The following is an 11,339-nucleotide window of genomic DNA, read 5'->3' as shown; positions in this document are numbered from 1 at the left end:
TGCGCTCCTTAGCGGTGGGTGTTCGCGTTACAGACTACCGTTGCCGGTTGCTCGTTCGCGCAGGACGTCATCAACGAGCGCAAGGAGCTGCGCGGTGCCGTCAAGACTGCCAGCTGCGCGCGCACGTTGCGACATATCGGCGAGTCGGTCGGCGTCCTGGAGTAGCGGGACCAGTTCACCAGAAACCCAATCCGCTGTGATCTCCTCGTCTTCTACGAGGAGCGCTCCCCCGGCTTCGACAACCCCAGCAGCATTGAAACGCTGTTCACCGTTGCCGACCGCATAGGGAACGAACACGGCAGGTAGGCCAAGGCCAGCAATTTCACTGACAGTCGTTGATCCCGCGCGCGACACCACCAGGTCGGCTGCCGCGAAGGCAAGGTCCATTCTGTCGCAATACTCAATCACGTGATACCCGTCAACGCCAGGATCCACGAGTTCGTTCAGTCCACCCCAGACGTGGAGCACCTGAGCGCCTGAAGCGGTAATCTCAGTCGCCGAACGCGACAGACCCTCGTTGATCGCGCGTGCACCAAGCGAACCGCCCGTAGCGAGCAGCGTCGTGCGGTTCGGATCGAGACCAAAGTGCGCACGTGCCTCAGCACGAAGTGCCTGGAGGTCAAGAGACTCGATCTCAGGACGCAGCGGCATGCCGGTAACGATAGCTCCAGCAATTGGCGTACCAGCAAAGGTCACCGCAACGCGTGCAGCGCTTCGCGCACCGAGTTTGTTTGCCATACCTGGCTTCGCATTCGCTTCGTGAATGACCGTGGGAATCCGTTCGCGCTTTGCTGCCGTATATGCGGGAGCAGAAGCATAACCGCCGAAACCAACCACAACATCAACTTTGCGCTCGCGAATCACCTTGCGCACGGTCTTCACCGTACTGGCGTAGCGTGCAGGGAATTTCAGTGCGTATCCACTCGGACGCCGAGGGAACGGAAGCTTTGCAATCGTGGTGAGCTCGTAGCCGCGCTCAGGAACGAGTCGCGACTCGAGGCCCTCTTGTGTTCCGAGTACTACGATCTCCGCGTTCGGGTCACGCTTCGTGATGAGATCAGCGAGGGCGAGCAACGGGTTCACGTGTCCGGCGGTGCCTCCGCCTGCGAGCAGGTAAGTCGTCATAGGACTATCGTCCCACGAATGCACCCTCGGAGAGTTCCTTTGCGTAGGCCGCGTTGTCTTTTGCTACCGAAATCACCACGCCCATGGCCGCCAAGCCAACGATGAGCGCAGTGCCGCCTGAACTGACGAGTGGGAGTGGCACGCCGAGCACTGGGAAGATGCCGATGACCACACCAATATTGATGAAGGCCTGCCCGACCACCCAGATGAGAATGCCGCCGACAACAGCGCGGCCAAAGCGGTCTCGTGCGCGACCAATGACGCGAAGCATGACCACTGCAAGCACGACATAGAGCAAGACCACGCCAAACGCGCCGACGAATCCGAGCTCTTCTCCGATAATTGCGAAGATATAGTCGTTGTCGGCTGCAGGAAGCCACGACCACTTTGCCTTTGAGTTACCAAGCCCAACTCCAAAGAGGCCACCGTCTGCAATGGCCCAAAGCCCGTGCTGTGGCTGCCAGCCAAGGCCACTGTAGTCCTCGTTGCCTGACGCGTGGCCAAATAGACGACTCATGCGATTCTCACTCGTGACCACGAAAAGCACGAGCGAGAGCAGCGCTCCCAGGAGCATGACACCGAGCGTCTTTAAGCGGACTCCACCAAAGTACATCGCACCAAACACCACGGCTGCCATGACCATGGCTGTACCGAGGTCTTTGCCAAGCAGGACCAAGCCAAGCGCAAGGAGTGCCCCGGGGAACACCACCGGAATAAGCTCGTGCTTCATTTGACCGAGCAACGGTTCCTTTTTCAGGAGCACAACACCGATCCACACAATGAGTGCGAGCTTCAGCGCTTCTGAAGGCTGTCCATTAAATGGACCAAGCTGAATCCAGTTACGGTTACCCCAGACTTCAACACCGAGCGGCGTGAACACCAGTGCTTGCAAGAACAGGCCAGCGCCGAACAGGACCCAGGCCCACTTCTTCCAAAAATCAAGCGGTCGAGAGGCGGCAAAGACCATGTTGGGTACGCCAATGGCGGCGTACAGCAGCTGACTTTTGAACCCGCCGAGGAATCCTTTGTCAGAGAGGTACGACGTAATCGAAGACGCCGAGAGGACCATAATGAGCCCGAAACCGACGAGGAGCAGCGTGGTCGTCCACAGTGCAGTCGTCGTCTTATCACCGCCAAATTTCAGCGACGATCCGAGGCTGATGCGCGACTGCGCCAGCCGTCCCGAGCCAGGCTCAGGACTACTCGGCCCCGAGGTCACCCGCGCCATCCCAGGCGATCATGCCAGCTTGGAACGCACGACCGCGCTCAGTGTAGTCACGGAACTGATCCCACGAGGCAGCAGCAGGCGCGAGCAGCACGGTGTCACCCATCTGCGCAAGCTCTCCAGCAGCAGCGGCAGCTGCATGCATCGTCGCGACACCGTCTACCTCAGTGATCTCGACCAACGGTACCTGAGCTGCATGCTCAGCAAACGCGCGCAAGACTGGCTCACGGTCAATGCCAATCACGACGGCACCACGCAGCCGAGCCGCGTGCTGCTCCACAAGATCAGCGATGTCGACGCCCTTCAAGGAGCCGCCAACAATCCATACGACATCGTGCATACCGCGCAACGCGGCGTCTGCAGCATGAGCGTTCGTTGCCTTCGAATCATCAATCCAACGGACGCCGGGGCGTCGCTTGGTCCCACCCAGCTGCTGCAGGCGGTGCGGATCAGGAACAAAGCTCAGTACCGCACGAGCGATCTCAGCAGGCTCGACGCCACGAGAACGCGCAAGCGCGCTCGCTGCGAGAATGTCCTGCACGAGATGCGGCGCGTTGAGACCTCGTTCAGCGAGCTCTTCAACGGTCACAAGCTCAAATGCCTGTCCACGACGCTCAGCATGGAACCCACGGTCAACAAGCAGCCCCTCGACGACACCGAACCCGCTGGGGGGCGGGCTGTCAAGGCCGAACGAGATTGCGCGCGCGCCCTCAACGACATCTGCCTGCTCGACCATCCGAATCGTCTCATCGTCAACACGGTTGTAGACACAGGCGACCTGGGTGTTTTCGTATACTTTCGCCTTGGCTGCCCAATACGCGTCAGCACTGCCATGCCAGTCGAGATGATCTGCCGCAAAATTCAGGCAGACACTCGCATATGGAGAAATCGTGCCCATGCGTTCGAGCTGGAAGCTCGAGAGCTCGACGACAATCGCATCGTATCCCTGGGGATCACGCAGCGCGTCAAGAATCGGAACACCAATGTTTCCGGCAGGTGTTGCCCGAAGCCCGCCCTCGACCAGCATATGTGCGGTGAGACGCGTTGTTGTGGTCTTGCCATTCGTGCCGGTGACACAGATCCAATCTGCGATGCGACCCGTCTTGTCGCGCAGACGCCAGCCGAGCTCAATATCACCCCAGACAGTAATGCCCTGGCCGGTTGCCCACGACGTGAGCGGGTGGTCTGGTGCATATCCTGGCGAAACAATCACCAAATCTGGCTCGAACGCACGAAGATCAACAAGCTGTTCTTCGGTATCTGCTGCGAGATATCGCTCTGAGCCGATCACGTCAAGCAGACGCTCACGGTCTTCATCGGGTGCGCCGTAAATCACACGCACGCGGCTACCAAGCTCAACAAGCGTGTCGGCAACGGAGAAGCCGGTGACACCAAGCCCGAGCACGGCAACGCGCAATCCAGACCAGTCGTGGTGCCAGCTCGTCAGCGCCTGCACGCGCTCAAACGTCTCTGCGATGTTTCGTTCGGTCACTGGTTCAACAGCCATTCTGCGTAGAAGCCGCCGATGCCGGCGATGACGAAGAGCGCAGCGATGATCCAGAAGCGCACGACAACAGTGACTTCTTGCCATCCCTTCAGCTCAAAGTGATGATGGATCGGGCTCATGCGGAAGATTCGTTTACCCTTTGTGGCTTTGAAGTAGATCCGCTGAATGATGACCGAGCCAGACTCGATAATGAAGAGACCGCCGAGCAGGACAAGCAAGAGCTCAGTACGCGAAAGGATCGCGAACGCTGCAATTGCGCCACCGAGGCCGAGCGAACCGGTGTCGCCCATGTAGACGTGCGCAGGGCTCGTGTTCCACCACAAGAAGCCAGCAAGACCGCCAACGAACGCTGCGGCGACAACCGCGAGATCCATCGGGTCGCGTACGAGGTAGCAGCCGGCTTCATATGCCGTGCTCGCGCAGTCCTGTGAGGCCTGCCAGAATCCGATGATGACATAAGCGCCGAAGACCATGATGGATGCGCCACCAGCGAGGCCGTCGAGGCCGTCCGTGACGTTCACCGAGTTCGAGGTCGACACCACGATGACGATCACCCAGAGCACGAACAGGCTGATACCGACAACAGTGCCGAGCGACAGGAAGTCGAAGGGCAGGTCACGGAAGAACGAGATGTGGGTCGAGGCAGGGGTCAGCCCCTGCTCGTTCGGGAAGTTCAGCGCGAGCGCAGCGAAGACCACAGCAACGAGCACCTGACCAGCGATCTTGGCCCAACCGCCGAGCCCGAGCGACTGCTGCTTTCGCGTCTTCATGAAGTCGTCGATGAATCCGACAGCGCCGGCACCAACCGCCATGAGAATCACGAGCAGTGCCGAGGCGGTCGGGGTCTCCCCCATGACGAGCTTGCCAACAAAGTACGCAAGCACCGCGCCGGAAATAAAGATCAGTCCACCCATTGTGGGTGTGCCACGCTTCGCGAAGTGCGACTCTGGGCCATCCTCGCGGATGAACTGTCCCCAGTGCAGTTTCTTAAACCCACGCACAAATAGCGGTGTGAGTACGAGCGTGTATAGCAGTGAAAAACCGCCCGCAATAAGCAGCGCGATCATGCGTAAGCCTCCCCAAGCTTGTCGCCGAGAGCCTGGAGCCCCGCCGCATTCGATGATTTCACCAGGACGGTGTCGTTCGGTCGAAGCGTCTCAGTCAGGTAATCAAACGCTTCGTCCTTCGTCTCGAAGAACACGCTCTCACCGTCCCAGGATCCCTCATTGATGGCACTGATATGCAGGTTGCGGGCTTCTTTGCCCACTGCAACAAGTTCTGAGATTCCAAGCCGCACTGCCTGCAGACCGATCCGCAAGTGCTCCTGGATGCTGAATTCACCAAGCTCGCTCATCGCACCGAGAACCGCGACTGAGCGCCCTTCTGGCTTCCGAATCTGAGCAAGCGTGCGAATCGCCGCGCTCATCGAGTCGGGGCTCGCGTTGTACGCGTCGTTAATGATCGTGATGCCATCACGTCCGCCAAGAACCTGCATGCGGCCGGGGGCAGCAAGCGTTGCGCTCTCAAGCACCTCGACGATGCTCCTGAGTGAAAGTCCAAGCTGCAGTCCGATAGCTGTCGCAGCGAGCGCGTTCATCACATGATGCTCACCAAGCACGCGGAATGTCACGGGAGCCGATGCGCCGTCAGCGTGAATCGTGAATGTCGTCCCTGCTGCCGAAGACGCAATATCGCTTGCGCGCACATCGGCTTCAGGGTGGAGGCCGAACCAACGAACCTTCGCCGAGGTCTTCTCTGCCATGAGGACAACGCGAGGGTCATCACGGTTAAGAACTGCGGTTGCTGTCTCGGGAAGGTCTTCAACCATCTCGCTTTTCGCGATGAATGTACCTTCGATGCCGCCAAACTCGCCAGCGTGCGCGAGCCCAACCGACAGCACCACACCAATATGGGGCGGTGCCATGGTGGTCAAGCGGCGGATCTCACCAATGCCACTCGCACCCATCTCAGCGACGAGGGTCTGCGTGTCTGCTTCCACTCGGAGCATGGTGAGTGGACCGCCGACCTCGTTGTTGAAGGACTTCTCCGACGCAACGGAAGTACCAAGCTTCTCCGCCATCGCAGCAACCAAATTCTTGGTCGTCGTCTTTCCGTTCGAGCCAGTAATACCGACGATCGTGAGGTCGCCAGCGGCGCGTACACGACGAATGACCTCAGTAGCAAGCGAGCCAAGCGCGTCAGTGCTGTCAGCAACAACGATTTGCGGGACTCGGTCGTCAACTTCACGTTCAACAACGAGCAGCGCAGCGCCAAGGTCGATTGCGGCACCGACAAAACGGTGCCCGTCGGTTTCTTCTCCACGGCGCGCGAAGAATATCTGCCCAGGGCCAACCTCACGTGAGTCTGTCTGAGAAATCCCGGTCACCACCGAGGTCTCTTCGGCCCCACTGGCGCCGAGCACCAGTCGGCCGTCGACGGCCTCAGCAATTTCGGTGAGCGTAAGTTCAATCACGCAAGCAATCCTGCCTCGCGGAGCGCTCCGCGTACTTCATCACGCGCCGAGAACGGCACACGCCGTCCGGCAACTTCTTGAAAATCCTCGTGTCCGGGACCGGCATACAGAATAACGTCCCCCGGCCCCGCAAGCGAAATAGCCGTGTCGATCGCTGTGCGCGGATCAGCCACTTCATGGATGTTTGCACGCTTTCCCTCGCGTGCACCTGCGATGAGTTGAGCGCGGATCCCAGCAGGATCTTCTGTGCGCGGGTTGTAGTCGCAGATCACCAGTTCATCGGAACCAGCTGCGGCGATCCGCCCCATCTCTTCACGCTTGGTGGTGTCACGGTCACCGTCGGCACCGAACATGAAAATAATGCGTCCCTGCGCCACGTCACCGAGTGCATCGAGCATCGCTTCAAACGCGCCTGGCGTGTGGCCGTAGTCAACGTAGAACCGTGGCCCTGCCGTCGCGGGAAGCTCAGGGTTCAATGCTTCAAGGCGTCCGGGAATATAGACCGGGATCAAGCCGTTATCAAGCCCGTTCTCGACCGCAGCAAGCGAAATACCTGCTTCGTGCAGCATGATCAGGGCGAGCGCGGCGTTCTCTGCCATGAACCGACCAAACATCGGAACGCGACCGCGGAAATAGGCGCCCTCAGGTCCCTGCAGCACAAACGCAACTCCATCGAGCGTCTGTGACGTGATCGCGAGATGCCAGTCTGCAGTCTGACCGAATTCGGTTGCGAGTGTCGTCACGGGAATCTGAGACTCGCGAGCGATGCGCTGACCGTACGGTGAATCAACGACGACGACGCCGTGGGCCGCGTGCTTCGGTGAGAACAGCGCAAGCTTGGCAGCGAAGTAGCTCTCCATGTCGCCGTAGTCGTCAAGGTGGTCTTGTGAGAAGTTGTTGAAGGCAACGACGTCGAAGTGCACGCCATCGATGCGACGGCGAGAGACCGCGTGCGCGGAAACTTCAAGCGCTACCGCGTTCACTCCGACTTCTTGCATACGAGCAAGCAGACCGTGCAGTTCGGGAGTCTCGGGACTCGTTAAACCAGAGGGCATAATGGTGTCGCCAGCCCGGCGCTCTGCGGTTGAGCTCAACCCAGGAGTGTAGCCAGCCGCACGCAACAGCTCGGCAATGAGATAGACGACGCTCGTCTTACCGTTTGTGCCGGTGACCCCGAAGAATTTGCTGTTGAGTTCTGCGGTCCCATAGACGACCGCTGAAACGTCACCCATCACTTCGCGCGGATTCTCTGCACTGACGAGTACCGGCAGCGCCACACGAGCAGACCGTACGAGCTCGAGACCAACAGCATCGGTCAGGATCGCTGCGGCCCCAGCCTCAGCAACCTGCGTGGCGAACTCCGCACCGTGACGCTTTGCCCCAGGCAGTGCGGCATACAGGTCCCCGGGTCGAACGTCTCGAGAATCAAGCGTGATGCCAGTAACTACACCAGCATCCGCGGCACCTTCGGCTCCACTGACCGCAAGCTCAAACTGAGATGCGATCTGTTGAATCTCTGTCTCACGCTGCCGCGTCGGACGGATCGTCGTACCGGTCGCCTGCTTGCTTGCTTCCGCGGGTCCGCTGGTCACTATCAATATCTCCTGGTGCGCTGGGCGCGGGTCTAGTACTCAATGGGGTAAGGATCAAGTTCCCCCGTGGAGGGCGGAACATGGAAGGCACGAATCGTGGCTTCTGCCCCCTCACGGAACGCCGTGATGGCGGCTACACCACCTTCGCCCGAACTCGGGAACCCAATCGATGCTACCGCTACATACTGCGGATCGTCGGCAGGGAAGACCCCTGCGAACGAATACACGTAGTCAGCACGGTAGCCACCCTCACCATCAGATTGCTCTGCGGTTCCCGTCTTTCCGGCGATTCGGTAGCCGGGAACGACCGCAATGTCGCTGTACCAACCATGGGTGACGACCGTTTCGAGCATTCGAACAACTGAATCTGCAGTTTCCTCGGACACCGCACGGACCGGCTTGCCATGATCGTATGTTGTGACGGAACCGTCATCATTCGTGCAACTCTTCACCAGTGTTGGTGGGATCCGCACCCCATCATTTGCGAGGGCTTGGAATGCACCGGCGGTCTGGATGATCGTGCTCGAAATCGCCTGACCGAAGGTGATGTTGTACACGCTCTGGCGGTCCCACTCACTTGGCTCATAAAGCAGCCCAGAGTCCTCGACGGGCATGCCGGCATCCGTCGAGATACCGAAACCAAACTTTTGGTAGTACTTGTAGCGCTCTTCGTTTGACATCTGCGTGCCGAAGTAGGCCGTACCAACGTTTGACGATTCGGTGAGAATTCCAGTCAGGGTCCACGGCATCTCGTCGTGAACTGTCGAGTCGCCGAACGTCACCCCGTCTTCTGGTTCCCACCGCATCGGCGTGAGGTGCTGTGAAGTTGGGGTGGCGGTCCCCGAGTCGATCAGCGCCGCTGCCGTCACCGCTTTGAAGGTCGAGCCAGGCTCATACGGGCGAATAAAGGAACGTGCATCACGCTTATCAGGTTCAGAGGCGTCAACGTCGTTCGGGTCGACCGAACCGTCTTCCGCTACCGCGAGAAGCTCTCCGGTCTTCGCGTCCATAATCGTGAGGTACCCATACTCAGCGCCGACGTTCTCCGTCTGAGTGTTGATGATCTGCTGTGCCTGCCACTGCAGATCACGGTCGATGGTGAGTTGTACGGTTCCGCCATTTTCTACCTCGCGCGTGGTCACCACGCTTCCAGGCAGGGGCACACCGTCCATGCTGCGTTCATAGTGTTCTTCACCGTCGACACCAGCGAGGCACTCGTTCTGAGAGACCTCGACGCCTGCCTGCGGCTCTTCATCAGCGCCAGAGAAGCCGACCAGGTTGCCGGCCACTGCACCATTCGGGTAGACCCGCTTGTGGTGCGACGCAAACGTCAGCCAGTCAATGTCGAGTGCCTTCAGTTTTTGCAGTTGGGCGAGATCAATTCCACGCTTCACATATGCGAAGTCAGACTTCGGGTCCTCTTCAAGTGCGTCGTCAACAATCTTCTGAATCTCGGCGCCGGATTGACCAGTGATGGCACCAATCTCTTCGAATGCTTGCGCAGAAGTCACCTCGACCGTACCGATGCCGCCGCCTTCAACTTTGCGGTAGAACATGCCACCGTTCACCTTGGTGTTTTTCGGTGAAAGCTGAACGTCGTATCGTTCGTCGGTCGTCGCGAGCACCTCGCCGTTGCGGTCGACAATATCGCCGCGCACGCTCTTGATCACGTCAGGAACAGCGCGCTTTGATGCCGACTCTTCATTCAGCGCCGATGCCGAAACCACCTGCAAATTAATGAGCTGAATGGCAAAGAGCAACGCCATAAAGACGATGACAACGAGGACGGATGCGCTACGCGCGGGAACACCCCGAAAGGTACGGTTCATACTCTTCCCCTCCTGTGGTGAGTTACCAGCGTGCGCCGCAGCGCTGACTAGTGAGTAGCAGGCGCAGGAAGCTTGCCCTTCCAGCGTACCGGGGCTGAAGTCGCGGGAGCCTGAGACTTCGCAGCCGACTGGTCAGCGGTCAGACCCGCAGCATCCACCGGCGCAAGGGTTGCGAGCGTCGCGTTCGGCACCCGGTTTTCACGCACCTCAGAGGTAGCGGTCTCCAACGTGCCCAGAATCGCCCCATCGCTCAGTCGCAGCGTTGCGGGATGCAGGTTCTCCACCATGCCGAGCTGCGCTGCGTTTGCAGCGAGGTTCTGTGGCGAGGAGAGCTTGTCCATGTTCTGCGACAGCACGCGCTCAACGCGCATCAGATCGCGTTCCTCGACTTTCAGTGCGCGCGCTTCATACGCGCCACTTGAGATGATGATGCTCAACGCAAGCTGGATACCGAGAAGGCCGAGAAACACGCCAACGAGCACCGCAGAGACCACGACGACGCGTGAACGCTTTTTCTGCGGCTCGGCGATCACTGAGCGCAGATGCTGAGGAGATTCCTCGCGAATGCGATCCGGAAGCGGTGCTACCGGTAGACGAACGGGCTGTGCACTCATGAACGCTCCCTCAGTCTCTCAGCTGCACGAAGGCGTGCGGGGATCGCACGGGGATTCGTCTGCTGTTCTTCTTCGCTTGCCTTTTCAGCGCCGCGGGTCAACAGCTTGACCTCGGGGCTGTGTTCAGGCAGCTCCACCGGAAGACCCGCTGGAGTGGTTGATTTCGCACGCTGTGCAAGTTCACGCTTGACGATGCGGTCTTCAAGTGACTGATACGCCATCGAGACGAGTCGGCCACCGACACGAAGCGAGTCAATTGCTGCAGGAATTGCCTCTGCCAGTACGCGAAGCTCAGCGTTCACCTCGACACGAAGCGCTTGGAACACGCGCTTCGCCGGGTGGCGCTGGCTCCGCACTGCTGCTGGTGTTGCTTCCTGCAGCAGGTCAACCAGCTGACCGCTACGTTCGATGGGCGCCTCCTCGCGGGCTGCGACAATCGCGCGAGCGTACCGCGCTGCAAGCGGCTCCTCGCCGTACCGTTCGAAAATCTCTCGTAGACGGCCTTCTGGGGCGGTCGCGACGATGTCAGCTGCCGTCATTCCTGAGGTCTGGTCCATGCGCATATCAAGCGGCGCATCTTGCGCATACGCGAAGCCACGTTCAGCTGCATCAAGCTGGAGCGACGAGACGCCCAAGTCGAACAGCACGCCGTCAATTCGGTTGAAGCCAAGGCGACGAACGACATCGCCAATCTCGTTGTACACGGCGTGCACGCGGATCGACCGGTCGCCGAACCGTTCAAGTCGCCGGCCCGCGAGTGCAAGCGCTTGGGTGTCACGGTCAAGACCGATAACGGTGAGGTTCGGGAAGCGCTCCAACAGCGCCTCGCTGTGACCGCCCATGCCAAGCGTTGCGTCCACCGCGACGGCACCTTCTGCGCCGATCGCGGGAGCCAAAAGCTCGATGCACCGATCGAGCATGACTGGGATGTGAAGGTCGCGCGGATCCTGTTCGATGTGGTGATTCATGATTGA

Annotated in this window: 9 protein-coding genes; all 9 read right to left on the bottom strand. The window is 59.6% G+C overall.

Going from position 1 to position 11,339, the window contains the following annotated elements; translation table 11 throughout:
• Positions 1-27 precede the first annotated feature (27 nt).
• The 9 genes from FW756_RS03315 to rsmH are packed head-to-tail and all read right to left on the bottom strand — an operon-like array spanning position 28 to position 11,333.
• On the bottom strand, positions 28-1,125 hold the full coding sequence (locus FW756_RS03315; RefSeq protein WP_446428771.1) for a UDP-N-acetylglucosamine--N-acetylmuramyl-(pentapeptide) pyrophosphoryl-undecaprenol N-acetylglucosamine transferase: 1,098 nt from the start codon (positions 1,123-1,125) through the stop codon (positions 28-30).
• A 4-nt stretch (positions 1,126-1,129) separates the two neighbouring features.
• On the bottom strand, positions 1,130-2,353 hold the full coding sequence (gene ftsW / locus FW756_RS03310; RefSeq protein ID WP_446428770.1) for a putative lipid II flippase FtsW: 1,224 nt from the start codon (positions 2,351-2,353) through the stop codon (positions 1,130-1,132).
• The gene (gene murD, locus FW756_RS03305) at positions 2,325-3,857 is read right to left on the bottom strand and encodes a UDP-N-acetylmuramoyl-L-alanine--D-glutamate ligase (RefSeq protein WP_446428769.1); all 1,533 of its coding nucleotides are present in this window, start codon (positions 3,855-3,857) and stop codon (positions 2,325-2,327) included. Before murD ends, ftsW begins: the two co-directional genes overlap by 29 nt.
• Entirely contained in the window at positions 3,839-4,924 is a 1,086-nt protein-coding gene (gene mraY / locus FW756_RS03300) for a phospho-N-acetylmuramoyl-pentapeptide-transferase (protein WP_446428768.1), read from the bottom strand. Before mraY ends, murD begins: the two co-directional genes overlap by 19 nt.
• Positions 4,921-6,330, bottom strand: a complete 1,410-nt coding sequence (locus tag FW756_RS03295) for a UDP-N-acetylmuramoyl-tripeptide--D-alanyl-D-alanine ligase (RefSeq protein WP_446428767.1) — start codon at positions 6,328-6,330, stop codon at positions 4,921-4,923. The genes mraY and FW756_RS03295 overlap by 4 nt, the downstream gene beginning before the upstream one ends.
• Entirely contained in the window at positions 6,327-7,922 is a 1,596-nt protein-coding gene (locus FW756_RS03290) for a Mur ligase family protein (protein WP_446428766.1), read from the bottom strand. Before FW756_RS03290 ends, FW756_RS03295 begins: the two co-directional genes overlap by 4 nt.
• 32 nt (positions 7,923-7,954) lie before the next feature.
• Positions 7,955-9,751 carry a peptidoglycan D,D-transpeptidase FtsI family protein gene (locus tag FW756_RS03285; RefSeq protein ID WP_446428765.1) on the bottom strand — a complete coding sequence of 599 codons (1,797 nt, stop codon included), beginning with the start codon at positions 9,749-9,751 and terminating at the stop codon, positions 7,955-7,957.
• Positions 9,752-9,798: 47 nt separating this feature from the next.
• The gene (locus FW756_RS03280) at positions 9,799-10,365 is read right to left on the bottom strand and encodes a hypothetical protein (protein WP_446428764.1); all 567 of its coding nucleotides are present in this window, start codon (positions 10,363-10,365) and stop codon (positions 9,799-9,801) included.
• Complete coding sequence (gene rsmH, locus FW756_RS03275) at positions 10,362-11,333, bottom strand: 16S rRNA (cytosine(1402)-N(4))-methyltransferase RsmH (protein WP_446428763.1); 972 nt, start codon at positions 11,331-11,333, stop codon at positions 10,362-10,364. The genes FW756_RS03280 and rsmH overlap by 4 nt, the downstream gene beginning before the upstream one ends.
• Between the last annotated feature and the right edge of the window lie 6 nt (positions 11,334-11,339).

The organism is Leucobacter sp. 1207-22 (assembly GCF_052850455.1).
This window is presented reverse-complemented; position numbering and strand designations above follow the sequence as displayed.

Coding starts and splice junctions, on each gene's coding strand:
- FW756_RS03315 (WP_446428771.1), bottom strand. CDS start 1,125: ATGACGACTTACCTGCTCGCAGGCGGAGGCACCGCCGGACACGTGAAC.
- ftsW (WP_446428770.1), bottom strand. CDS start 2,353: ATGGCGCGGGTGACCTCGGGGCCGAGTAGTCCTGAGCCTGGCTCGGGA.
- murD (WP_446428769.1), bottom strand. CDS start 3,857: ATGGCTGTTGAACCAGTGACCGAACGAAACATCGCAGAGACGTTTGAG.
- mraY (WP_446428768.1), bottom strand. CDS start 4,924: ATGATCGCGCTGCTTATTGCGGGCGGTTTTTCACTGCTATACACGCTC.
- FW756_RS03285 (WP_446428765.1), bottom strand. CDS start 9,751: ATGAACCGTACCTTTCGGGGTGTTCCCGCGCGTAGCGCATCCGTCCTC.
- FW756_RS03280 (WP_446428764.1), bottom strand. CDS start 10,365: ATGAGTGCACAGCCCGTTCGTCTACCGGTAGCACCGCTTCCGGATCGC.
- rsmH (WP_446428763.1), bottom strand. CDS start 11,333: ATGAATCACCACATCGAACAGGATCCGCGCGACCTTCACATCCCAGTC.